We start from the raw sequence: 26068 nt of genomic DNA on the forward strand, positions 1-26068 counted from the left end.
GTAGCCACCTCCAACTATTGATTGTCTCGCATCCACTCTCCGTGCGCTTCATCTATGCGATCAATTCGAATGAGGAAGTCCTGGTTGTCATCATCCTCTGAGCCAATGCCGATTGTATCCTCATCTTCAAAATACGCTTCGAACACTCCATTAAATTCGCCTTCTGTTGGATCTAGTAGCTCTAAGATAAATGAACTGTCATCTCCTGAGACGTCAATCTCTAAATCGAAGCCCTCGTCCGTTTCTCTAATCTGATAGTCTTCCTGGCTCTCCGAATCTGGTACTTTATGTACAAGACTAACCGTTTGATCGTCGCTAAAGGTTAAATACCGGTTCTGTTTCTTTCCATCGGAAACAGATTGCCAGGATCCAATAATCTGCTCCTCATAATCTACACCACAAGCAGTGAGTATGCTCATGAGGAACAGACCACCAAGCATTGCGCTCCATCTTTCTCTCATATCAAACGCCCCCAATCATAAGCCTTTCTCTCCCATACCCTTCGATAATCGTCATCAATCTCCATTATTTCCTTTTTATTCATAAAATGAAAAAGCCACCTCAGACTCTGAGATCGCTCCTCACCACGGAAAATATCCTAAAACATACAGGCGGTATCCAATATAACCACCAATTAATAACACAAGTAAGCCCAAAACACCTTTCCAGCCTAAATCTCCAAGTCCGCCACCATAGCTCCGGTTGACCCCGTCACTAAAGTTTCCACCAGCATTCCGCTTTTGTTCCTCAAATCTTAAGCGTTCTCTTTTTTCTTCTGGGGTTTCTTTTTGTTGGTGTGCCATCAACTAACCACCCTCTTATCATTCTTGTTCCAACTCAGCACGTGCCTCGTCTAAACTCTCCACTCGAATCAGTACATCCCCTTGATCCCCATCACTCTCAGAACCCATGACGATCGTATCTTGATCATCAAAATATCCTTCAAAAATGGGATGATAGGAGTCGTTACTTGGATCCGCAATCTCAAGTGTAAACGCATCTTCAGCTGTATCTACAATTCGATATTCCTCCGTGCCACTTCTCATTGGCACATCTCCTTCGTCAATCGTCACCGTCTGATCATCAGATATGACTAAAAACGAATCCAATTTCACACCATCATATACAACCTGCCAAGTCCCAATCGCCCGGTCCTCATTTGATACACTACAAGATGTTAGCAAGCTAATTAAGAACAGACCACCAAACACTTCTTTCCACTTACTCATAATAGACGCCCCCTACAACAATCCTTTTTATTCCATACCCACTTACAATCGTTACCAATCATTATAAAAGGGGTGTAAGGAAAGGAATGTTGGAGCCGTCTTTCTATACCATTAATTGTAACAAATATGGTGAGTTTTAGATATGAGAATGTTCAGAATTTAATACTTTGACATTAAGTTTTACTCACATCTCTATTCCACTACTTTTTCTTTTTGATTGTCGTATAAGTCAGCATGGCTAATGAAAAGACCACAACTCCGATTAGAAAGAAGATAAAGAGATCAATAGTCAGCGTACTCATAATACTGCTCACCTCCACCAATACTTTATTTTACATATTACCTAAAATTATAAATACCAAACAATAATAGAATCTATAACACTCTATACAAAACCGGCTCCTGCTCCCGCCTCACATAAAGAGGATGCCTCGGATGCCCATCGCGCGTAGTCGTCAAACAGTAGACCTCCTTCTCATTAAGCAGGTTGAGCACCATTCGGTCCCGCTTTAACTTGTTCTCCATTGATCCCCATGCAGCGACCACTAGATCAGCCTCATGAACCGCTGCTAAAATCGCCGCATCATTTTCCGCCCCAACAGGCTCTGTATGTACAAGAAGCTGCTTCGGATCTGTAGAACGCAACGCAAACAAGTTCACCACTTCAAGTCCGCCGTACCCCCAGTCCTTCGCAAAGCCAACACATCGACGAATCGTCGGGTCATCCTCTCTTCCATCTGCTGTACTTGGATTTAACATCACAAAGACAACCTTTCCTGTATCTCGCTCCCACACACGGTTCAGTAAGTAACGGTAGGTTCCAGTCGAATCTAGAAATGCATCTGATGACAAGTACTTCATCTATTTCCCCTCTCCTTTTCGCAAAAAATCCACCACCGGACATTTTTGCCCGATGATGGATTTTATTCAACTAAGTTGGTAAAAAGAAGCCATCTTGGTGTTAGATGATTTTTTTGGATTAAAGAGAAACGAAGACAGTTATCATAAATACCATCATTCCTAATATATATGCATATAGTTTATTACATACACGAGGAGTGTTCTTAAATGACAGCTGTAGATCAACTCATAACAAATGCCGTATCATTTAAAAGACAAGGGAAGTTTGAAGAAGCAAAACAGTGTTATATCGATGCTCTAGAGTATAACCCACATGATCTAATGAACTACGTAGGTTTAGGAAAAATTGCTCACTTATCTAACGCACAAGGTTTAGCCATTAATTGCTATTTAGCTGCTGCACATTTACAAATCGCACCTGTAAAAAAAGCAATTGAAGACAATTCTTTGCCATTACCTTTAAAGTTACAATATGATCAAATTCCAGCTGATGTAATGAAACAGCTGCCTCATGAATCAGCATTTATTATTTTAATTGATGCGAACACACCTCGGCATTTAGCCCATTCTTTCGTTGATTTATCAGAAGATTTCTTGGCTAAAAATCCAGGTATCAAGAAGTTCAGTGAGATTTATAGTGCACATATCCTTGGAGATGGAAGCTATCAATCAACTTTAACCAAATGGGAAACCACACAAGACCATCAAATTGAAATGGATGAAACGTTTTATCTACCTGAAGGAAGAGATTTCTTGTTAAAGTACTTGAAATGGGGACAATTAGATTCTATGGATGTGTTGAGCCTTTACTTTAGATAAAAAGATGTGGACCACAGTTGGTCAATACTACGTAATACAACTACATCGTCTACCATCGGCCTTTTGTCGCCGATGGTAGATTCTTTTAATTAAACCCCTTCTGAGATCCACTCGGCACCCTCGCAACAATCTTCATCACTACAAAAGCCAGGCTAAACACAATCAGCCATTCAATCGTCTGATGCACCCAGCCACTCGCTGTTGCCTGTACGCTCACTGACACGGATAGATACGAAATGACAAAAGCAGTTAGCGTGAGAAACCAATTGCTTGATAGAAAAGACATAGTCAGCCCTCCCTTCCTCATGTATTTACTTTTCCAATATCCAATTTACAGGTATTTAAACATATTTTGTTTAAGCAGTCTGTAACCGGGTACTCAAACACAAAGACATGATTAAGGAGGATTGTTCTATGGTTACACTTAAACAGAGGGTAGATCATTCACATTACAGAACCATCATTTCTGGAATTGCAGTTATGCCCATCATCGCCATTCTAGGTTTTTTAAATGTAATTCCTGTCTCTAACACCGTAGCTTGGTTATCTCTAGCTGCATTCTTGATAAGTTTATTTAAGTTCTTCTTTACATTCAAAGGCAAGGACCCAGCAGAGGATATCAATTAAAGACATTCAAAGCGAATGTCTTTCTTCAACTCTTATAAGAAAAATAAAGCCCCTCATACTCCGGATCATACAAATAAGGCTCTTTCCGATTATTCACATGAAAGGCCACATTCCGCCCTGCCTCCACGCCAACATGATTATACCCCTCCTGCGTGTAATGAATGCCATCCTCTTTCATTAGATTCAGCTTGTCTGAGGTCATCCCAGCATAGAGAGTAGACACAAGCGTTGCATGGGGATAGGTCTTACAAAACTCCGTCTGCATCTGTATCATCGCCTTGTACAGATCCGTCCCCTCCTTATTGCCGATCCTAATCATGTAACAACGCTCGACTCCATGTTCCATCATCTCTTCAATCATGTTCGTAAGCTTCGGCACATAGCTATCCTTTGGCATAAGCGCATCTGTCTCTCCTTGGCACCACACCATAAACACATGCCGCGTCTCATATCCGTTCAACTCTAGCCATTCCTTTGTTGTGTGCAGTCTACCAATTGCGTCATCCAAATAAGCCGTACCAGGCTGCCATTCATCTATTGAACTCCCACCCTTTGATGCAGACACAGCTACAATCGGCACCTGCGTAATGAAGTAATACTCATTGATAAAGGCCGAAACGAGCGACCCCGTCTTCGTCTCCTCTGTAATTCCGTCCTCCCTGTTCTCATTCACACCAAAAGGCTCCGTCACAGGATAGAGCTTCGTCGGATCTGTGACTGCACGAAATTCAAACCCATGCCCTTCCGCCACAGTTGGCGCATCCTCTGCAACACCTCTGCCCGCAATATTTGACTGCCCCATAAACAACACAAGATTCACTATAATCACAATGTCCCCCCTTGTTTAGTCGTCGATTTCATCCATCGGAAAACCGAACCGATAGCTATTCCCTACCGCAAATTCACAACATAGTCTAATCTTTTCTTTCATCTCTTCAGTAAATAGGTACTTCTCATGTGTAAAAATAATTAATTCCTTCTCTGTAGCTTGAACCAGCTTAAGCTGACTCTCTACATCCGGGACATGTTCCAGACGCATATCCGTTCGATAAATCGTAAGACCCCTTGTCCTATCCCTTATACGCCCGTCTCGTCTCAATTCATCACACTGCTCAGCACTCAAATCATAACTACGGCGATCATCCTCCGAAGAAAGCAGCCCAGTCACGCCATGTTCAGAATGATCCTTAAATGCTGAAACAGCCTCCGCATTCCCCTCATAGAAATGCGTGCGCACAACCCGATCAATCGCAGCTGCCCCTCCCGTGATCCGGCTTAGCTCCCTTAGCACTTTCTCATAATCATTCTTCGCTTGATCATAAGTAGTAGACTCATAGCGCGACCGCACATTCTCCGCATGAAACCCCCACCTCAACCAATGAGCATTCTCTTGAAACTCACTGGCAAACGTCTCAGGAACCTGAGTCAGATCAAATGATTGATCTTCCGACTCATAAAACACATATCCACTATGCACCATGCCATATTGAAGGTGCATGTCTCTTAAGAAGGACAAAATCGGTTGATCAAACATGCTTGTGTAAGAAGAAGCATAGCGAGCCAAATCTTCAAACATAGTTATCATATCGTCCGTCGAGATATGCATAAAAGACTTCATTAAGTCACCCCTATAAGAAAGCGATTTCAAAAATACCTTGAATAAATCTCTATCTTCAAACTACACTGTAAGAATAGTGTAACGGATAAGGAGGAATGAATCATGTATTTACTGACGATTATTACAACAACTCTATCATTGATCTACGCAATCGTTTTATGGAACACACCTAATACGTTTACGATCGTGTTCACACCTCTGTTTATACTCTCCCTATCTCTAAGCTTCATCAATAAAAAACACAAGCTTACCCTCATAGGCATTAACGCTTTTCTGTTTTTCTTTATGCTAACGATTTTCTTCTTCAGATACATCTTCTTTGCCAATCCATAAATTTCAAACGCTTAGAAGGATTTTGTCTAACCATAGCGAATAAAAAGAGATATGTAAACGCTTAACTAAACCTTGGAGGGATCCACCCATGACAGCAACAACTCAAGACTTCTCATCAAAACATCTCCTAATCTTCGGAGACAGCATTGCACATGGCAATGAAAATAACTTAAAATCATTCGCCACAATGGCTGCAGACAAATTAGCTATGCCATACACCAACTATGCAAGAGGCGGCGCAACGATTACAAGCATCCCTCACCTAGAAAATGATCTACATATCCATATTGAAAAAGCATTAAATGAAGGTGCTAAAGCTAATTACATTGTCTTTAACGGAATGACCAACGATATCGTGGGCTCACGCAACGCGCCACTAGGTGAAGTAACAGAAGGCTACAACAACGAGTTTGATGAGAGTACATTCTGCGGAGGATTTGAATCCATTTGTAAAAAGTTTAAAACAAACTGGCTCGGCGCCAAAGTCCTTTACGTCCGCCCGCACAACATGAAATCAAGAGAAGCTGATAAACAAAAGGCTTTTGGAGATAAAGCATTGGAGATTTGCTAAAAGTGGAGTATTCCCTATGTGGACCTATTTACAGAAGGTGGCCTGAATACCTACTTAGAAGAAATGAACAATGCCTATACCATCAACCAAGATGGAACTCACCCGAATACAGAGGGGTATGAGTTGTTTTATGTGAATCCAGTTGTGGCGAGGTTAACTGGGTTGTAACGAAATGACTGATAATAGAATAAATAAAAGGACAAATCATTTATATGACTCAATGATTTGTCCTTTTATATTGTATTAGACAGAATCATTTGTAGGTATTTAGACTTTATTCATACTAACTTTAGAATTAAATTAGAAATTCATTGGGCAATTAGTGGTAGTATCAAAGAAACACATGATCTGCACAAGGAGAGTATATGGTTGATTCGTTTAAATCTTTTTTCATAACATTTGTGATAGCTCCATCCATTCTTGGAGTTGGGTTTGCCCTTACATACGAGCTCCTACCATTTTTATGGAGTCTAATTACATTTAAAGAAGTTAGTTTAGCATTTAAAAACGTTGGCCTTACCTTTCTTATAGGTTACGTCATGTACCTCATAATTATTGTATACAAAGCAGTTTCCTATAGATTTAGTAAAACAAAAGATGAATAGATTAGTGAATGGAGTTCAGGAGGATACAAAACATGCAGCTAGAGAACATCAAACAACTTGAACACTTCACATTGGGCAAGTCGTATATATTAAAACGAATGCAGTACACAGAAGACCTCGTGATCGAGAACGACCTGGGAGAACTAAAACGACTGGATCTAAAGGCGACTACCATTAGTGAGGTTGACCGAACCGAATTAAGATGGTTAGGTAGGTACTTTAACTTTACAAGTGACGAGAGTGAAATGCCTATGGTTCGGCAGACCGGGAAACAAAAAAGAGTAGTCACACAACTAAAAGTTGGGTATTGGATGTTTCTTGGTTTCGTTTGCATGGTCACTGTAGCTATCATGAATATACTTTTTCACTTTACTAACGCATGGATAGATCAGAATACGTTCTTCTTGCTCGACCTTCTTTATTTTGTCGTACAATTCATTACTGCAGGAGCTATTGGCTGTGCTATTTTCATGGTATATGAGCGACTCAGCGCAAGATATAAAAGAAAGAAATCAGGACTGCCGATGATAACATTGAGGATGGAACATATATAATTCTTCATTATAAAGTCTGATGCAAGGAGCTCTAAGATTAACTTCAAAGGAAGGTATAAATGGACCTAAATAAGGTGAAAGAAAAATTTATCAAACACGCTTAATTTATGAGGAAACAGGTAACTATAAAAGAGGCAACAAGTCATCAAAAATTCTCTTTACCTTATCTGAAAAAATCAGACGTGACTCAGTGAACGGTCCTATTATTATAGACAACCTCTTGGAAGAAACGAATCCAAGTGTGCTTATATGGACAAGTGTCATATCCATTCAAATGAACTATCGTAAAAAGGATTCGATTGCCATTCTTAGAAGACTTGCCAAAGATCGCAACATTGGTCAACAACGGTTTAATGCTGAAATGACTCTTAGGGAATACGGATAAAGCAAAAAACCTCTCAAATTCGATGAGAGGCTGTTCATGTTATAGAAAATCTTAACTAACATAATTAGGTTGAATCGTTTCCTTAAATTGGTCTAATCTCGTTTTAGGATTTCGAGTAATTTGAAGTGATTGGTCATAACGATCTCTGCCTGTACCATATGCCTTAATATAAGGACTTCCGTTAGTCGTCCTCATCGCCACAGTTCTGTTTGGTGTCTGATAATCAATTCCTAAACATTCTTGGAGCTCTTTAATACTTAGAAAGGCAATCTCACTTTCTCTAAGTCCGAGTCGTCCACATACAAATGCAAAAATGAATTTCTCGTTAGGACTCAAATCCCTTATCCGTTTCAGTTCCAATTCACTAAACTGAAACTGCCAAGTACTATCTTTCTTAGATTCAGAACTAGTCTTAGATAGATATTTAGAATAAAAGACATAATCGTAATTAGTCGTTATCTTATAAATCTGATTGGACTCTCCCTCTTCTATTATAGCCGGGACGAATCCTGTTTTAACTAACAATGATAGCAATGCTCCAAAGTAGAAGTCTTGCTTTGATAACTTCATACATAACCTCCTTGAGATTAATTATGGAGTATCACACCCCAAAGTTCTCAATTAAACTCCCTCTAATAATCAACCGATCCTCAGGGTCTTTCGCTCCAATTGGCGTACACGTTACTAACGTCACCACAGCTTCTCCTGTATCTTCTAAGACACTGACATCCGTTTCATGTACGACAAACACGTCTTCTACAACAAACACATACTGACCATAACGAGAGATCACGTCAATGGTGTCGCCTTCATCTACCTCACCTAACCGGTTAAATAGTTTTCCATCCGTGACTGAACGGTGGCCGGCAATGGACACATTCGATTTTCCTAATTCATCAAAGCTTGTAATGCTCCCTAATCCTCGGTCTAGATTCTCATTGCTGGCCCCTTCAAAGATAGCTAACTCCAAATCAATCGCTTCAAGTCTCAAGATTCCTACTACATCACTGTCTCCGATACCTTGCAGCCCATTATTAGACACATCAAGCGTATGTTCCTCGTTTTCATCGACGTCAATTGATGATAGCAGCTCAAACTCCCTTACTAAATTCTCTTGCTCTCCTGCAAAGTAGAATGCCTCTAGCTTTGGATAGAGTAATAAGCTCACCCCAACAATCACTAGAAATACAATCAATAGTTTTCTAAGCACAGCCTGCCCTCTTTTCTATAAAAAACCATCCCTAGGCTCCCCTAGAGATGGACTCTCTATCGTTTAAGCTTCCTTACGTTTTTTACGACCGACTGTTAAACCTAACGCACCTAGTAAAGCAGTAATGCCTAGCATAGTCATCCAAATAGGATATGCTTCACCTGTTTGTGGCAAGCTTTCTTTGTTTGAATCTTTGTTATTTGTTTTAACCTCAGACGTTTCTTTCCGATCCGATGTATCTGTATTCAAAACAAGGTCACCCTTACTAGATTCATTGTCTTCCACCGTTTCAGTCACTTCTAGATCGGTTTCTTCATTTTGCTTAATCGCATCCTCAGTTGCCTTAGTGCCTACCTCAGTATTTGTCTCTTTAACACCTTCAGTGACATCACGACCTGTTTGATTATCTTCAGTCTTTTTGTCGTCCTCGTTACTAACAGGTGTTTCACTACCTAACTCGTCATCCTTGCCTTCTTGACCAGTAGCACCTTCAACATCATCCTCTTCAGTTTCTGTTCCTGTTTCAGCTGGTACTTCAGCAGACTCTTCTTCCTCTGTCTCTGTACCCTCTTCTGTTCCTGGTTCAGTTGGAACCTCAGCAGACTCTTCTTCCTCTGTCTCTGTACCTTCTTCTGTTCCTGGTTTAGCTGGAACCTCAGCAGACTCTTCTTCCTCTGTCTCTGTACCTTCTTCTGTTCCTGGTTTAGCTGGAACCTCAGCAGACTCTTCTTCCTCTGTCTCTGTACCTTCTTCTGTTCCCGGTTCAGTTGGTACTTCAGAAGTTTCTTCCTCTTTCACAGGAGCCTCCACTTCCACGTCTTCTACGACAACAGTTCCAGTCTCACCATCACTAGGCAGCTCAGACCCTCCAATGGTTTCTCCACTTGTCGTAACAAATGAAACTGACGCAATCTCATATTCACCTGGATTAAATTGCGTACGGTCAAACTCAATCACATAACGCTCATTCACAACATCCGCTGCAAATGGAGTCATAAATCCAACACGTAATCCAGCTAATGACATACCGTTTGCAACAGCTTCTTTTCGAATGGTTGCTTCAGAGGTTACAGTGTGACCCGTTTCTTTATTTTTTAATGTCACGATCACTTTATCAAATTCAGAAACATCACCGTCTAACTCCACCTCTACTGCTACTTTGTCTGCACTTGCTGCTTCAACAAACTTAGCTTGTTTTACGTTTGGTGCTACAGGAGTGACATCATCTTTCTCAGGGAATTCTTCTTCAATGTTTTCGTCTCCCCAAACTAGAGGTACAGTTATTAAACCAACAAAGATACTCCCATTCGGACCATATAGTGCAAATCGAAAGTATACTGCTGATTGACCTTTTTTAATCCCTTCCATTGTCAGTGAGTCATCATCTAACATAAGCATACTTTCAGTACCCTTAATTGGATCCTCAATTGTTAGTTCAGTTGCGTCATCATCCATCATGACAGGATCTAGAGTTATTTCCTGACTATGCATCTTTATAGTCTCAATATGAGATAAAGCACTAATATCAGAAATTTCATTGTGGTGAAGAATGATCTCGGTAAGCTTTGTATTAGCAAACATACTTACATCTGTTAGATTAGACTCAGATGCATTTAATGATCTAAGACTTTCAATAGAAGCAATCATATCTAAATCAGATTGCTTAACAACCCCTCCAACGGCCAAAACTTCAAGATTCTTAAAACGGACGAGACTTTGAATGTCTTTTACTTCTGTGTGTCTAATATCTAAATTAGTTAAACTTTCATTCGAATTAATTAAATTTAAATCATTAAAATTACTATACGGGGTCAAAAAGGTTCTCAAAGTAAATTCACTAATTGAAGACCAATCTTTTACAATTGATGAATCTATAGAAAGTTCACTAAGATTTAACCCTTGCAGAAAATCGAGGTTATCTATCCTAACACCCATCAAGCCAAATGAATTTAAATTCTTGCTATTTGTTAAAGGTGACCAGTCTTTCGCTTTAACGCCTTCTAAATTTAGATGAGTTAAGTTTTTAGTATGCTCCAGAAAAGATAAATCAACCGTGTTATCAACAGAGTAAGTAGAACCGATATGCAATGACGTTAAGTCATGGATCATGGATTCAGTTACTTTACCATCTTCTGGATAATCCCAACTAAGAGTTTCATTAATTTTCAGCTGCTCAATTACATAATTACGTACATGCCTATCCTCTAAGAAATTATCACCATTAATATCTTGTTCGGACGCAGGAAGTGTTTTACCTTCAATACTTTCTTCTTCAACCTCATCGAATTGTTTTATATCTTCTTCGTATTGGTACTCTTCATATACTTTTTCTACGACCGGATGTTCAATGTTATCTTTTACCTCAGATTCTTCAACTTGCTCTTCATAATCCTCATCATCTATAAGGATCTCTTTCTCCTTATCTGCCTCTACATTCTCATTATTCTCTACCTCGGATTCTTCAAGCAGCTCTTCATGGTCCTCATCATCTTTAAGGACCTCTGCTTGCTCATCATCCAGTACATTCTCATAATCAACTAATTGCTCGATTGTTATACTGTCCATTTCTTCAACTTTTTCTGCATGTGCAGATACCGGTGCCACAACTGGCCCTAATGCTAATACGGTTGCTACTGTTAACTTAGTTGCTTTGTTCAAATACGCCATCCCCTAGTTTATAAAATAGTGTAAATTGGACTTCTTTGGAGAAACGATCCTTCGGATTACCAATAAATGTATTTATGTTTAATGCATTTCTTTACGTCTCTTTCGGAAAACGATTAAACCGAGTGCACAAAGTAATGCTAAAATTCCTGCGATCGTTGACCATATAGGATATACTTCACCCGTTTTTGGTAATTCCTCTATTTTCGGGTTCGCATTTTTTTCTTTCGTTCGGTCACTTCCTTTATTGAGTGATTCATTTTTAAGGTTGGGTAATAACGTTTCTTCGGTTTCCTTTTTCGCTTCCACTACTTTCTTATCCATACTCTTATTAGAGATTTCATCTTGATTTTCAGAACTTATCTCATCAGATTTGGTGTCACCTTTTGATTGGTTGTCTGGTGTAGTCACAACAGAATCCTGTTCTTCTTCATTGCTCACATCAAATACAGAAAACGTGCTAAAGTGGGTGGTAACAGCTGATACCTTTCCATCTGAGTACGCACCACCGATCAATTCCCACTCATTTGTTTTCTCATTTAAAACATGTACTTTTAATTGATTTGGATCGCTTGCTCCTGCTTCTACATCAAAAGTTAAAGTGACTCCTTCATCAAACTGACTGATATTTGAATGACCTTGTTGAATCGAGAAGTCATAGACGGAGCTTTTACTTTTATCAACTCTATCCAATTCCTTGAGAGTAATTGTTACTTCCTCATCTTGGTTATTGAATACGGAAGATGGAATATCTAATTGAACCTTCTCATTTACAATGGAGAGAGGCAGATTATTTTCAATAAGATGGCTCAATTGGTTAGCACTTAACTTAACCTCTGAGTGATCAAAAACGGAGACCTCCCCTGCATGATTGACTACAAATCCTTGAGCAGCTGGGAATGTGTTTACTAGATGTAACATGTCGATCCTTGAATAACTATCCTTACACTCAAAGGTCTCTCTATTCAGTTCACATAGTCCTCGTTCACTAATATATTCATACGATATTCCATTCTTCTCGTACGATAGAACGTATATACCATCTGAGATTAAGTGTTGAATGGTCCGATCATCGTCAACCGAATTTCCAAGCATTCTTATTCTCTTATTCTTATCTGCCCATGAAATCTGCTGAAGAGGAGAGATATCTGTAATGTTGTTATTGGTAAGAAGTATTTGCCAAAGTCCATTATTTGAATTCATTTCAATTAAAGGTGTAAGATTGCTAATGTTATTATCTTCTAAATATAATAGCCCTACCTTCTTTAAATTAGCTAATGGGGAGAGATCATCAATCTTGTTACCATTAAAAACAATTGCAATGAGTCCAGTTAAGTCAGACAACGGTGAGAGATCCTGTATTTCCTGATTCTCCAAACCAATCTGAGTTAAATTCTTTGCGTATTGAATGCCCTCTAGCGATTTTATCTTTGTTTCTGACTTGTCACCGTATAATGACAAAGTGTCTAATGTCAAAAGGTCCTCTTCAGTTAGTGGGGCTTTAGTGTTAAGTTCTTTTGCAATAAGTGCTTCCAGCTTCGCATCTTTAAACTGGACAGTCGGAGAAGATTTTTCTTTTTTCTCCTCATTGCTTTTTTCATCATCTACTTGTTGTTCTGGATCTGATTGTTCAAGATTACCTTCTTGCTTATCATTTAGATCTGTTACTATTTCTTCTAATTCAGTCTGTTCCTCCGTCACTACCTCGTCTGATACGTCCTCTTCTTCATCAAATTCAACAGTCTCTTCCAAATCTACTAAATCTGTTTCATCGACAAGCTCTTCTGCTTTCATGCCTTGTAGTGGCAACATGAACAACACGATGGTCATAGCAAACGTAAATAAAATCTTAGAACTATGTAATTTAAACATCCTATCACCTGCAACCTTTCGTTAGTTAAAGATTTAAACCATATGAATCATTTCTTAATGAAACGCTTCACGATCACTCCTTTATTCTCAAATTTAATGCTTACATACATACTATCGGTATAATAAGGATCTTTTTCAATAATTTTCTTCCGCTTTGACATATGAATATACATATTTCCACACTCGACTAAGAGCCCACCAAAATAACAGTTCTTAATAACTTATAATTATCCAAATTATACTATAAACAATCTAAAAAATCATGTAATTTAACGATCGTAGTATGTTAAGGTAAAGCTATTAGAAAATTTAGCTAACTGAAAAACATCCCTAGAGATGTTTATTTAAGATCAGAGTATAGTTGCTTTATACCGAACTTCTAATTCTCCTCTCTCATCAAAATCAGTTTAATCTCCGTCAACATCGTGCTCGCAGATTGCTTTAACTTCTTATAACACTCATTTCTTGAGAACATCTCTATTGCTTTTTCCAAGTAGTATAAAGCTGTGCTATATTGATTCACCCGCTCATACAATTCCACTACTTTATTGTTGTAAGATTTGTTCACTCATTGTTATTCGAAATCGATTCCAAAAAGCTCTCTGCACTCTTATAAGAACGAAGCTTCTAAAACAACAACACACTTAAACTCATCTAAATATTGATTTAATTATCTTTTTATACAATATATAATATTAAATATGAGAACTTCATTATTTAACTAATACTGTATAATGTACGATAAAGAAAGTAGAAGAAATAAGTGATATAGAAATGGAGATAGCCTATGAATCCGATACGTAAAATCTTCGCTGGACTAACATTTACATTAGTATTAGTCGCCTGCGGGGGACCAAATGAAGAAAAGATTCTTGGAGGGTGGAAGGTTGTACCAGAGGAATATGAAGAGATTGAGTTATTTCTAGAGATTTCAGATGAGCGAATGATTCACCGAGAGGTTTCTGATGATGACCCCGTGAGTATTGATTATCGTCTAACAAATACTCAAAATGATCGATTTATTATAGATTACACTGATCCAAGTTCTGGACAAAGCGAGTTCCTCTTTGAGGGATACTTTGAAAATAAAGATAAAATCATTATTGAGAATGGTAATGGAATTCCAGACTCATATGAATTAATTAGAGTAGACAATATTGCAAAAGAGATAGCGGAAGAAAAGGCAAGGCAGGAAAAAGAAGAGGCTGCCGCATCGAAGGAAAGAGAAAAGAAGTATCAAGAAGAGCAAAAGCGAGCAGCTAAAGAAGAAGAGAAACTACAAGAAGAGAAAGAGTTAGCTGAAAAAGAAGAAGAGAAACGTCAAGAGGCAAGTGCAGATGAAAAGGTAGGTGAGGATTCAAGTTCAAACCAAGGAACCTCTGAAACGGGACTCCAAGCTTCGTATTTGCGTTATGCAGATGAACTAGAGGCGGGTATCATGGCAGAAGCAAAGGAACTGTATGAACAGGACACAGAACCAGGCTTTTATGGTCAATACTATGAAGAATGGGATAGCTTGCTACAAGGGGTTTGGGATGAGTTACAAGGAATTATGCCTGAAGTTGAATTTGAGAATTTAAGATCAGAACAAATTGATTGGATTAATATGAAAGAGAGTACGTTTGCTGACATGCCAGCCGATGTAGCAGTAGAAAGATCACAAGGGATGGATTATCTTGCAACGGAAACGAAAGATCGTACGTATTATTTGATTCATCATTACTTAGACTAGTCTTTAGTTAAGGAAGCAGCACACAACGACATGCTTGCCGTAAAAATGCACGGTGCTTCCTTTATAATGTTCTGTTCGTTTTTGGAGCTCTTTATAATCAGTCTCCATTGGTTGCTCCAAATACAGATTTAGGTTAATTGTTTCAATTTGGTACTGAGCCTCTTCGTATTCAGCAGATGATTTCTTCACCTTTTTTAATTCAGCTATAGCTAAATCAGGCTCTCCTTCTCCTAGAAATTCTGCTGCTACAACCATATGATCGATTTGTTCAGCTTCATTTTCCTCAGGAGGTTCTTCTTCCTCAGTAGCACTTGCACGATTAGAGGAATCAAAAAGGCTGCTAACACGATCAAGTTGTTCATCCTTAAAAGTAGATACTGTATCTAGTCTATCTTTCACATGTTGCGTGACATCTCCAAAATGATTTGTTGGTTCAGTGAGATACATAGGTACAAATAGCATGAAAAATAACATACCTACAACAAAGACCGTTTGGAGCATAGCGATATAGGGGTTGCTCTTGGATAGTTGAGCAAACGATTGAGGCTGTACAATTACTGAGAAGACTAGACCACTAATCAGTGAAGAGAGATAAGAGATCCAAGGAAACTGAGGGAACGCATAGGTGTAAGCCACGATACTAAAAACCGATAGCCACATAAAAAGACTGTGATTCGAGTTCATCATGGATTTACCTCTAAGGAGCAGACCGATCTGCAAGCCGACTAGTCCAAGTAAGCTAATGCTAGCTCCTCCGACAACGTCATCCAGCGGTAAGGTAAAAAGAAAAGAACCTCCAATCATTCCAGTGACTATAAATAATAAAGTAAATTTAACAGATCCATAGACTCGCTCAAGTGGTGGTGCAATGAAAATAATAGCCGTAAGCATAACAATGAAATGAAAGAACCCACCCGTTTCAACAAAGATATAAGAGGCCACCTGGTACCACTGTTCAAACGGGTCACCTCCCAATTGGATCGCTCCAAAAGTGATAGCCATTCGATCAGAGCCATCTCGTAAAAGGTTGATACATAGGTACACACTACTTATCAATAGTACAAAAAAGATGACGGAAGGAAACCTGCGCAAATAAGATTTTAAAGTAGCTGAGTCGATGAATGAGAACATAAGCGTAATCTCCTTGTCTATACTTCAATTAAACTAAATTACCTTCTCCAAAACCGTCTTCTTCTTTTCCTTTTAAACTCAACTACGTTATCTTTAGGTTGTTGTTCCATGGTATGATAGTTCCTCGGGACACTCTCACCAACGCGTGGATTCTCCTTGAAATACGCTTCATTCATTCCTACTTCTGAAGGCGATAGTGTATTCATTAAAATTCTTTCATACCTGTCTTCCTCTTCATTTAACGAATCGATCTCTTCCCAATACTTTAAAGCCTTACAGTAATCCATCGAATACGCTCGTGCATCTCGTTCAACAAAACAATTGATATACTCACTAGCAGAAGTATACGATGTCGCGTAATATAAATCCGGATAATAAAAGTATTGATGCGCATGTCTCATTTCATGTGAAAGAATACTAATTAAATAATAATGGTCAAGAAGCTCAATATGATTCCGATCCGGATGATAGAAACCACCCATTCCACCTGGAAGTTCATAGCTTCTAGGATAGATAGAGACTGTGGGATAGACCTTTAAGTTTTCTGCGATCCGGTTATAATTCTCAAACAACGTACTCTGTGTAAAATGATCCACTCTTCCGTTCACCTTAATTTTGAATCTCGCATGCGAGAAAAGATTTTGCTCAGTCATCGAATTGTATGTAAGTGTGCCGTTCGCAAACAGCTGCTTGGCTTCCTCATAGGTGTTATCCATCTGCTCTCTCCTCTATATGAGTCCCCTAATATAGTTTGAATGAAATTCCTTGCTCTTCAGAATCTTTTTTGTCTCATCTTCTATGATGTGTTCAAGTTCACGATCAGAGTACTGAATGAATTCATCATTTGCCCTAAGCGTTCTAATAAGCTTTTCTTTGAAACTCACTAAAATCATATGGTTAAGTGTCCCTGTCTGATCAAAGACTTTCTTAATCAGCCTTAATGAGCTAGAGTGCGTGAGAATGTGTGCTCTTAGTTCCTTTCGCAAGCGTTTTTCTTTCGTATGGAAGATATTCTTTTTAGGTGTAGTTGCTTGTTCCCTTAGGTCCCTTTTAAACACAGGGGATTTAGTATCTTTTCTTTCAACCGTCACAGGTTTGATTGCGACTTCTGGTTGAATAGCTACTTGCGGCTTAACTTCAGATTTCGGCTTAATTGGAGGACTTACTGTTGTCGTTTCCCACCTCTTCACAGGCTTCGACTTTTTAATCGTTCGCTTTTTTTTCTTACGGTTTGTTCGTTCCAATGTTTCTAAATAAGGGGCTCGAATCACAAAAAGATGGACTATGGAAATGACCCAGCTAATTAATAAAACCATACTCCATGCTCCGGAGGTAGGGGCATAAAAAAAGAAGAATAGAATTGAGGTATACAACACACCATACACTTTCCACCTTAAACGCCTTGCCATAAACCCAACATAGAAAAAAGCAAGAAAACTAGTTAACCCAAACGGCACCAGTGACAATAACAACCACCAGCTATGAAACATCCTCCAGAAAAATCGACGCATATATATGTTCACCCCACTAGACTAAGAGACCACTAATGTATTAGGTCTTACTTACTTTTAATTATCCAAATTATACTATAAAATTCGGTAGAAAAATATGTAATTCGAAATATACTAAATTCGCATGAGTCTCACCTAAAAAAATATCCCTAAGTTATCCTTAGAGATAGATCATACCGAACGTACCAAAATTAATTATTGTGAGATTGCCTGATAACGTTCTTTAAACTGAGTATTTGGTTCAATCAATAGTTCAACATTCTCTAAAAGAGCCCTCACCAATTGTTCAAATTGCCTGTCTTGCATTGAGAGCTTGTCTAATGCTCTTTCTAAGTACAAAGCTGCCCTGACATACTGGTTCATACCGTAAAAAAGCTCCACTACTTTAAGATAAAACTCTTCCTTCTCATACTCGTCAGGGATTCGATCCAGTAATGCCTCAGCTTTAATAAAAGATTGAAAAGCAGTTTCGTATTGTTCCTCAATTACGTCTTGCTGACCTCTAAGAAAAAAGTACATATATCTTAAATATGGATGTAACATATTAGTCTCTTTTAATCTCCTAATATCTAAAGTTGATCGTTTAAACACCTCGTTATAGCGATACATTAATAATGAAAAATAAGAGATTATTTTATCGTCCGGTTCCATATCTCTAATCAATACTGAAATTTCACTCTGAATAATGGTAGCTCTCTCTTCATTATTCGAAAGGATACTCTCATAAAAGTCAGCACATTTTGATCCGACATATGCTGATGTAATACTAACAAGCATGTTTCTACCCCCTATACTAGTAATTAGATCGGTCAACTAACTACATATATATACCTTTTTTAATAATATAATTACATAAAAGGTATACATTTAGAGTGTATTTCAGGGTATAGTAAGTAAAATAGCTTAGCTAATGACTCTCCTATTGCAAGAAAAACCTTCTGACAATATTCTTATTTGCTCTCCACTATATCGTCCAATTAAAATTTAGTTTTAAGAGAAATTAACTACTCTTTATTAAGTTCGAGTCTAACTGAGAATCACTATACCTTGACTATCGATATATTGAGTGATAGCACATATATATATCGACAGTCAATATATCGGGGGCGATAATAATTAATACAGCACTTTCTGAACCAACCTATCTAATTATATTAGCATTGTTCCATAAACCTATGCACGGATATGGAATTATAAAGAAAATAAGCAAATTTAGTGGAAATAATTATGACATTGCTCCAGGAACACTCTACGGCGTGTTAAAGAATTTAGAAAAGCAGAAATTAATTGCAACTTTGAGTGAAGATGGACAGAGAAGGAAGAAAATTTATTGTATAACTAAAGATGGCAAGGATTTAGTTCTTGTAGAATATAAAAGGTATCAAAAATTACTAAACTTCACCAATGAGATATTATCAAATCAGGAGGATACAATATGAATGAGAAAGTAAAAAAGATTTCCAAAACATTCTCTAATTTTAAAGAGGAAGAGAAATGGTTAAAAGAAATGTCTGACGCTGGTTGGATGTTAATAAAGTATGGAACTGAAGTCGTGTCCGATAATACATACGTATTTAAAAGAAATTTAAAAACTAAATACATTATATTTAAAGTAGATTATAGGGAATTTAATGCAGTAAGCGAATATGAAGAATACAAGGAAATTTCCGAGGATTCCGGCTGGATACTTGTTTCTAAAAATAAAAGCTATTCTAAACACATTTTTTACACAGAAAGCATCAATCTATCAAAAGTAATTTTTTCAGATTCTCAATCATTTAAAGGTAGAGAGAGTAGAAAAATGCATTCATCTCTGATGACATTTTTTAGCACGTTGATCGTTTTCCTTATTTGTATTCTGCTTTATTCAATTTATGGATGGGCAGGTTTTGGAGGCGTAGGACTACTCACCCTTTTTGGGAGCTTTAAATACTTAATGGACTATATTAAACATCGGAAAGTTTATAAATCGATTATTTAAGACTAGGGAATTTGTTTACTTCACAACACCAATGATTGTTAACCCTCAATTAACAAACACTACAAAGTAAAGAGAAGTTAAGAAACGACCTTAATGGCGGTTAACATGAGAAATCACACCGCTGCTGGTTTGGCGATGTCCTTAATCTATAAAGATAGAGAAAAAAGATCTCATTCACTTTTTTTCAAGTGGACGAGATCTTTTTTGTATCAAAAGATAGTTATATTCCAGCCTCTTTTTACTCAATTATCATTTGGCAGTACTATACTCTTGAAGAAACCTCTTTAATGAATCCTTCCAATGAGGCATTTCTTTAATATTATTTAATCTCAGATTCATCTGATCAAACACTGAGTAAGCCGGTCTTTTAGCTGGCCTAGGAAATTCCTCAGATGTTAGAGGATTTACTTTTACTGATTTATTACTTAATTTAAATATCTCTTTAGCAAACTCATACCAACTACAACTTCCATTGTTAGCCACATGATATGTACCGTACTTTTCAGTTTTGACAAGTTCATTAATAACATGTGCCAAATCAACTGTGTAAGTAGGGCTTCCTATTTGATCACTTACTACACCAAGCTCATCCTTCTGCTCTGATAGTTTAAGCATAGTCTTTACAAAGTTGTTTCCATTTAACCCAAACACCCAGGAAGTACGAACGACAAAGAATTTATTACTTAAATCTTTTACGTATTGTTCACCTGCAAGTTTAGATTTTCCATATATTCCTAATGGCGACACTGCTTCGAATTCGTTAATAGGTTCTGTAGCTTCACCATTAAAAACATAATCAGTACTAACATATACCAACTTGGATCCGTAGCAATCTGCTTCAATTGCTATGTTTCTACTGCCTATTGAATTTATTAAATAGGCAGTTTCCTGGTCGTTTTCAGCATTATCTACCGCTGTATAGGCAGCAGAATGAATTACTATCTCTGGCTTAATATTAGAGAAAACTTCTTTTACTTTCTCTTGATTCGTGATATCAAGTTCTTCTCGACTTAAACCGAATACTTCGTAGCCTTGGCTAGCAAATTGCTTAACAAGATCATTACCTAATTGTCCTCCAGCCCCTGTAATTAAGACCTTCTTAGACATTTATTTTACCTTCATATTGTTTAGCATAATAGTCCATATAGTCACCGGACTTAATACGCTCCCACCACTCACGATTATCTAGGTACCATTGAATCGTTTCTTTAATACCAGTTTCAAAATTGTACTTAGGCTTCCATCCAAGTTCAGACGTTAATTTCTCTGGATCGATTCCGTAACGACGATCATGCCCTAATCTATCTTCTACATAAGTGATAAGGTCTTTAGAAGCACCTAGCGCTTCAATAATGGTCTCGACAATTTGAATGTTTGTACGTTCATTATGACCACCTACATTGTATACTTCTCCGGATTCACCTTCATGTAATACAAGGTCAATGGCTGAACAATGATCCTCTACATGCAACCAATCCCTTATATTCTGCCCATCTCCATAAACAGGAAGTGGCTTTCCTTCAAGTGCATTTGAGATCATTAATGGAATTAATTTTTCTGGGAATTGAAGTGGACCATAGTTATTTGAGCATCTTGTAATATTTACGTTCAAACCAAATGTTTCGTAGTATGCCCTAACTAATAAATCTGAGCCGGCTTTACTTGATGAATAAGGGCTGTTTGGTTGTAACGGTGTTTCCTCAGTAAAATAGCCTTCTTTACCTAAAGAACCGTACACTTCATCCGTAGAGACTTGTACAAACTTAGTAAGATCTTGTTCCTTTGCTACATCTAAAAGTACCTGAGTTCCAACTACATTAGTTTGAACGAAAATACTAGGGTTGCTGATACTTCGATCCACATGTGATTCAGCGGCAAAGTTAATAATTGTATCAATCTTATTCTCTTCAACAAGACTTGTCATAAGAGCTTTGTCACAGATATCCGCTTTTACAAATTTGTAATTGCTATGCTCTTCAATATCAGTTAAATTCTCTAAATTACCTGCATAAGTTAAAAGATCTACATTTAGAAATTGATAAGTTGGGTATTTACGTACCATATATTTAACAAAGTTACTTCCTATAAATCCAGCCCCGCCAGTAATCAAAATGTTCATTTACTTATTCCCCTATCTCGAAGTTATTATCTGCATTTTTAAACAAAGGGTGTTTGCTATCTTTATCTGATAAGATTGGCTCTGAAACTGGCCAGTCAATATTTAAGTTTTGATCATCCCAAGCAATACCACGATCGTGTTCTTGGGAATATAATTCATCAACTTTATATTGTACTTCTGTATCAGGTGTCAATGTACAAAAACCATGTGCAAATCCTTTTGGTACTAGTAATTGTCGTTTATTTTCAGAAGTTAATATAAACCCTTCCCATTGACCGTATGTAGGTGACCCCTTACGAATATCAAGAATCACATCGTAAATAGCTCCACTAGTAACTCGAACCAGTTTGGTTTGAGCCTTAGGTGCAAGTTGATAATGTAATCCTCTTAAAGTACCAGCTAATTGAGATAATGAGTGATTATCTTGTATGAACTCTATATCTATTCCCAAAGAGGTGAATGTATCCTTATTATAGCTCTCCATAAAGAAGCCACGGTGATCTCCAAATACGTTTGGCTCAAGAAGGAATGCATCTTCAAACTTTGTTTCAACTTTTTTCATCCTTTTAAGCCCCCCACTAAAACATCTACTTCTATTTGATCAGCAAGTTTAATTAAATATTTCCCATACTCATTTTTCTTCAAAGGTTCTGCTAGGTGTAAGAGTTGTTCCCGCGAAATGTATCCTTTACGATATGCAATCTCTTCTAAACAGGCGACCTTTAAACTCTGACGTTGTTCAATCGTTTCAATGAATGTCGATGCCTCAAGCAAAGATTCATGTGTTCCAGTATCCAGCCATGCAAAGCCACGTCCTAGAAGTTCAACATGTAAGTCACCTCTTTGAAGATAAGCTTCATTAACAGAAGTAATTTCAAGCTCCCCTCGCTCAGATGGAACAATATTCTTTGCAATATCTACTACATCATTATCATAAAAATATAGCCCTGTTACAGCGTACGAAGACTTAGGCTGATTAGGTTTTTCCTCAATAGAAATAGCTCTTCCACTGTGATCAAATTCCACTACGCCAAAACGTTCTGGATCTTTAACATTATAGCCAAAAACAGTAGCACCAGTTGATCGACTTGATGCTCTTTCAAGCATTTTAGTAAAGCCATGTCCATAATAAATATTATCACCTAATACCAAAGCTACAGAGTCATCACCAATAAAATCTTCTCCAATAATAAAAGCTTGAGCAAGACCATCCGGACTTGGTTGTACAGCATAACTCAATGTAAGTCCTAAAGATTCACCATCACCTAATAATTGCTCAAATCTTGGTGTATCTTCTGGAGTGGAGATAATGAGAATCTCTTTAATCCCCGCTAACATTAAAACAGATAACGGATAATAGATCATAGGTTTATCATATATTGGTAATAACTGTTTTGATACGGATCGAGTTAACGGATAAAGTCTTGTACCACTTCCACCTGCTAATATTATACCTTTCAATTCTCAGTCACCCTTTCGTTTTTCCAATAAAAATTATGCATACTTATTCTCCTTTTTAATCTAATAGGTATGATAGTCTCATTAACCCCCAATCTATAACCTAAATATTTCATAATATTCCTAATGAAACTAAAAGGAATTAAATGAATTTTTTTCTTTGATAGAATATAACTCATTTCGCTTTTTATAAATTTTAATCCCTCACCTTCTGCAGATGAATATTCTGATTTAATCCATTTTTCTTTTCCATAAAATACACCTATATCAAAGTATCTACGAAATTCTTGCATAATAGTATAATTATGCGAATGCTTAATTTTAGCCTCAGCATTGTAAGCAATTTTATAACCTAAATCCAACATCTTAGCAGCTACAAAGGTATCTTCACTCAAAATTACATTTGAAGGAAATCCCCCAACTTCTATTAGTACATCTTTCTCATAAGCTGCAAATGAGTTGCTATTAAAAATTGTTTTTATACCATATTTTTCTGCGTCTGATTTTTGTCTAAGTTCACTATTTTTCTTGTAATTGAATTTTCTAGCAAACTCACCAAATATACTAGCATTATCATGCGGAATCTGGCGTCCATATGCAACTGATGTGTTTTCATTATTACAAATACTCTTTGCTAAATTAAAGATTGAATTCTCATCAACTGGAATGGCATCCTGTGTAAGATATACGACTATTCTTGCGGTAGTGTATTCCAACCCTAAATTCCGAGTGCTACCGTGATTAAAATCAGCCTTATCAATTCTTATTATATCGACATTATCGTAATTACTTACTATCGAATCAGTATTATCAGTGGATGAAGAATCAATTATTAGAACATTGTATGAAATCAAAAATGGTAAACTTTTCTCTAAATATTTTGAGCCATTATAACAAGGTATTATTACAGTTATATTATTTTTATCTAACACTTAGTTTTTCACCTTCTTAAAGAAACTTTCTTGCATTTGAGTAGGAATCCAGGGTAGTAAAATCTCAAATCCTATTACCATAGGATCCTTATTAAAGATCTTTAACATTTTTGCAAAATTCACGAACCCTCCAGTCTTTTGATAATTCAATCTAGTTTCGCAGTGTTTTTCCCAATACTCTATAAACTTTTTATTAGTCCCTAATCTTTCAACATACTTCTTTAAAAATTCTAATCTTCCTAAATTAATATTCATTTTCTTAACTAAATAATCATTTGAATTATTGATTCCAGAAAGTAAACTATCTCCTACTTGATTATTTTCATGAATTCTATACTTTACTGTAGGAACGGGTGTATAAGAGATCTCACCTTTAAGTGAAGCCGTTAAAGCCAACCAATGATCATGAACATATAACTCTTTCTCGGGAAAAGGGATAGCTTCTTTAGCAATTTCAGACTTCATTATCATAGAGCAACCCGTAACCGAGTTACGTAAAACGAATGAACTAGATCTATTTTTTCCATATACATGCTTAATCCTTCTAGATTGTTTTTTTAAACTATCATGGATCAAGTTACCAAAACTATCAATAATTGAAAGATCCGAATACACAAGTGTAGAATTATCATGTTCAATTATATTCAATAGTCTAGTTAGTTTATCTTCATTCCATATATCATCTTGATCGCAGAATGCAACATAATTAGAATTCGATTTATTTACTAGTAATTCAAATGTTTTATTGCTACCTAGATTAAGTTCATTTCTGTAGAGCGAATATTTAAAATTTTGTATATGATGTTCAAGCAAATTACCTATTTGTTTATATTTTTCTAAATCAGAACAATCGTCTACAACTATTAATTCAACATTAGGAAAGTCTTGATTATTAAGACTAATTAATTGTTCTTTAAGATAATTTAGATTTGGATTATAAGTTGCCAATAATATATCTATTTTAATCATGAAGTTCTCCTTTTAAAAACAAATAAACATTTAATCTTGCAAAATTGTATCTTTTAGCTAGTAATAGCTTTATAATTCTACCAAATAGTTTTACTTTATAAGTTAAATATTCTTTTCTTGTTTTACCATTACTATAAAACTTATTCTCACTGTTAATATAACTTCTATATCTATTTTCGCTAACACTATCCATATTATCTAGTGATAACTCATGTTCTAGCACCGAATCTAATATAAACACTGATCTTCCTTCAGTATAAATTTTTTCATAGAACCAATGATCGAGATAATCTAGAGGAAATTCACTATTGAAATAGCCTATACTTTCTAAGAAATTCAAGCGTATTACACTAGTTGAATTTATTGCCATAATTTTCTTTTTGTAAATTCTACTTCCAGGACTATCTATCGGTCTTAACAAACCAAAGATATTAACATGTCTAGGTGACAAATAATAAGAAGCTGTTTTTATTTTTGGGACGAGTGCCACAATATCTTCATTATTACCTTGTGTTTCTATTTGATCAATAACTTCATTTAAATATTTCATATCTAGACAAGTGTCTTGATCTAATAGAACTACCCAATCCTTTTGATATTTTTCTTTACTAAGCTTTGCACAATAAGTATACGATTCCGCTAAACCCTCATTTTCGCTCTTATTAATGTATAAAAAAGGAAAATTTATCTTATTTCTATAGTCATATTCATTATTACTAACAACTGAGTTATCTTTTATTATAATTTTCAATAATTTTTTTCTCTCATCAGTTAATTTTATATATAATTCATTTAATGAATTTAACGTATTAGATTGATCATATCTCATTTCATACATTACTATAATTAGAGCAAGCATAACGGACCTTCTTTCAAAATATTTTTTC

General features: G+C 36.7%; 31 protein-coding genes. 9 read left to right on the forward strand and 22 right to left on the reverse strand.

Annotated features, from left to right (window positions below):
• Nucleotides 1-14: 14 nt before the first annotated feature.
• The 4 genes from NSQ54_17100 to NSQ54_17115 form a co-directional block, all read right to left on the reverse strand.
• Nucleotides 15-461, reverse strand: coding sequence for a hypothetical protein (locus NSQ54_17100; protein WYP26022.1), 447 nt, complete (start codon nt 459-461; stop codon nt 15-17).
• Between the two features lie 120 nt (nt 462-581).
• Nucleotides 582-803 carry a DUF6366 family protein gene (locus NSQ54_17105; GenBank protein ID WYP26023.1) on the reverse strand — a complete coding sequence of 74 codons (222 nt, stop codon included), beginning with the start codon at nt 801-803 and terminating at the stop codon, nt 582-584.
• Nucleotides 804-821: 18 nt separating this feature from the next.
• The gene (locus tag NSQ54_17110; protein WYP26024.1) at nt 822-1229 is read right to left on the reverse strand and encodes a hypothetical protein; all 408 of its coding nucleotides are present in this window, start codon (nt 1227-1229) and stop codon (nt 822-824) included.
• Nucleotides 1230-1604: 375 nt separating this feature from the next.
• Entirely contained in the window at nt 1605-2090 is a 486-nt protein-coding gene (locus tag NSQ54_17115) for a DUF1643 domain-containing protein (protein WYP26025.1), read from the reverse strand.
• 207 nt (nt 2091-2297) lie between these two features.
• Here NSQ54_17115 and NSQ54_17120 point away from each other — a divergent pair, with 207 nt between their 5' ends.
• Nucleotides 2298-2909, forward strand: coding sequence for a hypothetical protein (locus tag NSQ54_17120; protein ID WYP26026.1), 612 nt, complete (start codon nt 2298-2300; stop codon nt 2907-2909).
• Between the two features lie 85 nt (nt 2910-2994).
• Here NSQ54_17120 and NSQ54_17125 read toward each other — a convergent pair whose 3' ends face one another.
• Entirely contained in the window at nt 2995-3195 is a 201-nt protein-coding gene (locus NSQ54_17125; protein ID WYP26027.1) for a hypothetical protein, read from the reverse strand.
• Between the two features lie 128 nt (nt 3196-3323).
• On the opposite strand from NSQ54_17125, the gene NSQ54_17130 reads away from it, so the two are divergent.
• Nucleotides 3324-3536 carry a hypothetical protein gene (locus NSQ54_17130; GenBank protein ID WYP26028.1) on the forward strand — a complete coding sequence of 71 codons (213 nt, stop codon included), beginning with the start codon at nt 3324-3326 and terminating at the stop codon, nt 3534-3536.
• 25 nt (nt 3537-3561) lie between these two features.
• Here the strand turns inward: NSQ54_17130 and NSQ54_17135 are convergent, their stop codons facing one another.
• Both NSQ54_17135 and NSQ54_17140 read right to left on the reverse strand, forming a co-directional pair.
• Nucleotides 3562-4365 carry a sialate O-acetylesterase gene (locus tag NSQ54_17135; protein WYP26029.1) on the reverse strand — a complete coding sequence of 268 codons (804 nt, stop codon included), beginning with the start codon at nt 4363-4365 and terminating at the stop codon, nt 3562-3564.
• Between the two features lie 15 nt (nt 4366-4380).
• Nucleotides 4381-5154, reverse strand: coding sequence for a hypothetical protein (locus NSQ54_17140; GenBank protein WYP26030.1), 774 nt, complete (start codon nt 5152-5154; stop codon nt 4381-4383).
• Nucleotides 5155-5256: 102 nt separating this feature from the next.
• On the opposite strand from NSQ54_17140, the gene NSQ54_17145 reads away from it, so the two are divergent.
• From NSQ54_17145 to NSQ54_17165, 5 genes are all read left to right on the forward strand, one after another.
• Nucleotides 5257-5487, forward strand: a complete 231-nt coding sequence (locus tag NSQ54_17145; GenBank protein ID WYP26031.1) for a hypothetical protein — start codon at nt 5257-5259, stop codon at nt 5485-5487.
• Between the two features lie 88 nt (nt 5488-5575).
• Nucleotides 5576-6058: an SGNH/GDSL hydrolase family protein gene (locus tag NSQ54_17150; protein WYP26032.1), complete on the forward strand. Its 483-nt coding sequence runs from the start codon at nt 5576-5578 to the stop codon at nt 6056-6058.
• Between the two features lie 18 nt (nt 6059-6076).
• Nucleotides 6077-6226: a hypothetical protein gene (locus NSQ54_17155; protein ID WYP26033.1), complete on the forward strand. Its 150-nt coding sequence runs from the start codon at nt 6077-6079 to the stop codon at nt 6224-6226.
• Nucleotides 6227-6695: 469 nt separating this feature from the next.
• Nucleotides 6696-7217 carry a hypothetical protein gene (locus tag NSQ54_17160; GenBank protein WYP26034.1) on the forward strand — a complete coding sequence of 174 codons (522 nt, stop codon included), beginning with the start codon at nt 6696-6698 and terminating at the stop codon, nt 7215-7217.
• Nucleotides 7218-7407: 190 nt separating this feature from the next.
• Entirely contained in the window at nt 7408-7602 is a 195-nt protein-coding gene (locus NSQ54_17165; protein WYP26035.1) for a hypothetical protein, read from the forward strand.
• A 51-nt stretch (nt 7603-7653) separates the two neighbouring features.
• Here NSQ54_17165 and NSQ54_17170 read toward each other — a convergent pair whose 3' ends face one another.
• From NSQ54_17170 to NSQ54_17185, 4 genes are all read right to left on the reverse strand, one after another.
• Nucleotides 7654-8172, reverse strand: a complete 519-nt coding sequence (locus NSQ54_17170) for a hypothetical protein (protein ID WYP26036.1) — start codon at nt 8170-8172, stop codon at nt 7654-7656.
• Nucleotides 8173-8203: 31 nt separating this feature from the next.
• On the reverse strand, nt 8204-8812 hold the full coding sequence (locus NSQ54_17175) for a class D sortase (protein WYP26037.1): 609 nt from the start codon (nt 8810-8812) through the stop codon (nt 8204-8206).
• Nucleotides 8813-8875: 63 nt separating this feature from the next.
• Nucleotides 8876-11470, reverse strand: coding sequence for an LPXTG cell wall anchor domain-containing protein (locus NSQ54_17180; protein ID WYP26038.1), 2595 nt, complete (start codon nt 11468-11470; stop codon nt 8876-8878).
• A gap of 87 nt (nt 11471-11557) precedes the next feature.
• Nucleotides 11558-13348 carry an LPXTG cell wall anchor domain-containing protein gene (locus NSQ54_17185; protein WYP26039.1) on the reverse strand — a complete coding sequence of 597 codons (1791 nt, stop codon included), beginning with the start codon at nt 13346-13348 and terminating at the stop codon, nt 11558-11560.
• A 787-nt stretch (nt 13349-14135) separates the two neighbouring features.
• Here NSQ54_17185 and NSQ54_17190 point away from each other — a divergent pair.
• Nucleotides 14136-15080, forward strand: a complete 945-nt coding sequence (locus NSQ54_17190; GenBank protein ID WYP26040.1) for a hypothetical protein — start codon at nt 14136-14138, stop codon at nt 15078-15080.
• 3 nt (nt 15081-15083) lie between these two features.
• On the opposite strand, the gene NSQ54_17195 is transcribed toward NSQ54_17190, so the two are convergent.
• From NSQ54_17195 to NSQ54_17210, 4 genes are all read right to left on the reverse strand, one after another.
• Nucleotides 15084-16211 (reverse strand): rhomboid family intramembrane serine protease, encoded by a 1128-nt coding sequence (locus NSQ54_17195; protein WYP26041.1) that lies wholly within the window; start codon nt 16209-16211, stop codon nt 15084-15086.
• A 38-nt stretch (nt 16212-16249) separates the two neighbouring features.
• Nucleotides 16250-16927 (reverse strand): DUF6782 family putative metallopeptidase, encoded by a 678-nt coding sequence (locus NSQ54_17200; protein WYP26042.1) that lies wholly within the window; start codon nt 16925-16927, stop codon nt 16250-16252.
• 12 nt (nt 16928-16939) lie between these two features.
• Complete coding sequence (locus NSQ54_17205; GenBank protein ID WYP26043.1) at nt 16940-17722, reverse strand: hypothetical protein; 783 nt, start codon at nt 17720-17722, stop codon at nt 16940-16942.
• A gap of 195 nt (nt 17723-17917) precedes the next feature.
• Nucleotides 17918-18499 (reverse strand): hypothetical protein, encoded by a 582-nt coding sequence (locus NSQ54_17210; GenBank protein WYP26044.1) that lies wholly within the window; start codon nt 18497-18499, stop codon nt 17918-17920.
• Nucleotides 18500-19157: 658 nt separating this feature from the next.
• Here NSQ54_17210 and NSQ54_17215 point away from each other — a divergent pair.
• Nucleotides 19158-19703, forward strand: coding sequence for a DUF2812 domain-containing protein (locus tag NSQ54_17215; protein ID WYP26045.1), 546 nt, complete (start codon nt 19158-19160; stop codon nt 19701-19703).
• Between the two features lie 249 nt (nt 19704-19952).
• Here NSQ54_17215 and rfbD read toward each other — a convergent pair whose 3' ends face one another.
• The 7 genes from rfbD to NSQ54_17250 are packed head-to-tail and all read right to left on the reverse strand — an operon-like array spanning nt 19953 to nt 26040.
• Nucleotides 19953-20810, reverse strand: a complete 858-nt coding sequence (gene rfbD / locus NSQ54_17220; GenBank protein ID WYP26046.1) for a dTDP-4-dehydrorhamnose reductase — start codon at nt 20808-20810, stop codon at nt 19953-19955.
• Nucleotides 20803-21822, reverse strand: a complete 1020-nt coding sequence (gene rfbB / locus NSQ54_17225) for a dTDP-glucose 4,6-dehydratase (GenBank protein WYP26047.1) — start codon at nt 21820-21822, stop codon at nt 20803-20805. The genes rfbD and rfbB overlap by 8 nt, the downstream gene beginning before the upstream one ends.
• Nucleotides 21823-21826: 4 nt before the next feature.
• On the reverse strand, nt 21827-22384 hold the full coding sequence (gene rfbC / locus NSQ54_17230; GenBank protein WYP26048.1) for a dTDP-4-dehydrorhamnose 3,5-epimerase: 558 nt from the start codon (nt 22382-22384) through the stop codon (nt 21827-21829).
• Nucleotides 22381-23283 (reverse strand): glucose-1-phosphate thymidylyltransferase RfbA, encoded by a 903-nt coding sequence (gene rfbA / locus NSQ54_17235; GenBank protein WYP26049.1) that lies wholly within the window; start codon nt 23281-23283, stop codon nt 22381-22383. Before rfbA ends, rfbC begins: the two co-directional genes overlap by 4 nt.
• The gene (locus tag NSQ54_17240; protein ID WYP26050.1) at nt 23280-24212 is read right to left on the reverse strand and encodes a glycosyltransferase; all 933 of its coding nucleotides are present in this window, start codon (nt 24210-24212) and stop codon (nt 23280-23282) included. The genes rfbA and NSQ54_17240 overlap by 4 nt, the downstream gene beginning before the upstream one ends.
• Nucleotides 24213-25181, reverse strand: coding sequence for a glycosyltransferase family 2 protein (locus NSQ54_17245; GenBank protein WYP26051.1), 969 nt, complete (start codon nt 25179-25181; stop codon nt 24213-24215).
• The gene (locus NSQ54_17250; GenBank protein ID WYP26052.1) at nt 25174-26040 is read right to left on the reverse strand and encodes a glycosyltransferase; all 867 of its coding nucleotides are present in this window, start codon (nt 26038-26040) and stop codon (nt 25174-25176) included. Before NSQ54_17250 ends, NSQ54_17245 begins: the two co-directional genes overlap by 8 nt.
• Nucleotides 26041-26068 lie beyond the last annotated feature (28 nt).

Source organism: Alkalihalobacillus sp. FSL W8-0930, from assembly GCA_037965595.1.
In the GTDB taxonomy this organism is placed as follows: Bacteria; Bacillota; Bacilli; order Bacillales; family Bacillaceae_D; genus Alkalicoccobacillus.

Coding starts and splice junctions, on each gene's coding strand:
- NSQ54_17160 (WYP26034.1), top strand. CDS start 6,696: ATGCAGCTAGAGAACATCAAACAACTTGAACACTTCACATTGGGCAAG.
- NSQ54_17205 (WYP26043.1), bottom strand. CDS start 17,722: ATGCGTCGATTTTTCTGGAGGATGTTTCATAGCTGGTGGTTGTTATTG.
- NSQ54_17150 (WYP26032.1), top strand. CDS start 5,576: ATGACAGCAACAACTCAAGACTTCTCATCAAAACATCTCCTAATCTTC.
- NSQ54_17110 (WYP26024.1), bottom strand. CDS start 1,229: ATGAGTAAGTGGAAAGAAGTGTTTGGTGGTCTGTTCTTAATTAGCTTG.
- rfbD (WYP26046.1), bottom strand. CDS start 20,810: ATGTCTAAGAAGGTCTTAATTACAGGGGCTGGAGGACAATTAGGTAAT.
- NSQ54_17120 (WYP26026.1), top strand. CDS start 2,298: ATGACAGCTGTAGATCAACTCATAACAAATGCCGTATCATTTAAAAGA.
- rfbC (WYP26048.1), bottom strand. CDS start 22,384: ATGAAAAAAGTTGAAACAAAGTTTGAAGATGCATTCCTTCTTGAGCCA.
- NSQ54_17200 (WYP26042.1), bottom strand. CDS start 16,927: ATGGATAACACCTATGAGGAAGCCAAGCAGCTGTTTGCGAACGGCACA.
- NSQ54_17250 (WYP26052.1), bottom strand. CDS start 26,040: ATGCTTGCTCTAATTATAGTAATGTATGAAATGAGATATGATCAATCT.
- NSQ54_17215 (WYP26045.1), top strand. CDS start 19,158: ATGAATGAGAAAGTAAAAAAGATTTCCAAAACATTCTCTAATTTTAAA.
- NSQ54_17145 (WYP26031.1), top strand. CDS start 5,257: ATGTATTTACTGACGATTATTACAACAACTCTATCATTGATCTACGCA.
- NSQ54_17115 (WYP26025.1), bottom strand. CDS start 2,090: ATGAAGTACTTGTCATCAGATGCATTTCTAGATTCGACTGGAACCTAC.
- NSQ54_17195 (WYP26041.1), bottom strand. CDS start 16,211: ATGTTCTCATTCATCGACTCAGCTACTTTAAAATCTTATTTGCGCAGG.
- NSQ54_17210 (WYP26044.1), bottom strand. CDS start 18,499: ATGCTTGTTAGTATTACATCAGCATATGTCGGATCAAAATGTGCTGAC.
- NSQ54_17170 (WYP26036.1), bottom strand. CDS start 8,172: ATGAAGTTATCAAAGCAAGACTTCTACTTTGGAGCATTGCTATCATTG.
- NSQ54_17190 (WYP26040.1), top strand. CDS start 14,136: ATGAATCCGATACGTAAAATCTTCGCTGGACTAACATTTACATTAGTA.
- rfbB (WYP26047.1), bottom strand. CDS start 21,822: ATGAACATTTTGATTACTGGCGGGGCTGGATTTATAGGAAGTAACTTT.
- NSQ54_17130 (WYP26028.1), top strand. CDS start 3,324: ATGGTTACACTTAAACAGAGGGTAGATCATTCACATTACAGAACCATC.
- NSQ54_17125 (WYP26027.1), bottom strand. CDS start 3,195: ATGTCTTTTCTATCAAGCAATTGGTTTCTCACGCTAACTGCTTTTGTC.
- NSQ54_17105 (WYP26023.1), bottom strand. CDS start 803: ATGGCACACCAACAAAAAGAAACCCCAGAAGAAAAAAGAGAACGCTTA.
- NSQ54_17245 (WYP26051.1), bottom strand. CDS start 25,181: ATGATTAAAATAGATATATTATTGGCAACTTATAATCCAAATCTAAAT.
- NSQ54_17185 (WYP26039.1), bottom strand. CDS start 13,348: ATGTTTAAATTACATAGTTCTAAGATTTTATTTACGTTTGCTATGACC.
- NSQ54_17100 (WYP26022.1), bottom strand. CDS start 461: ATGAGAGAAAGATGGAGCGCAATGCTTGGTGGTCTGTTCCTCATGAGC.
- NSQ54_17140 (WYP26030.1), bottom strand. CDS start 5,154: ATGAAGTCTTTTATGCATATCTCGACGGACGATATGATAACTATGTTT.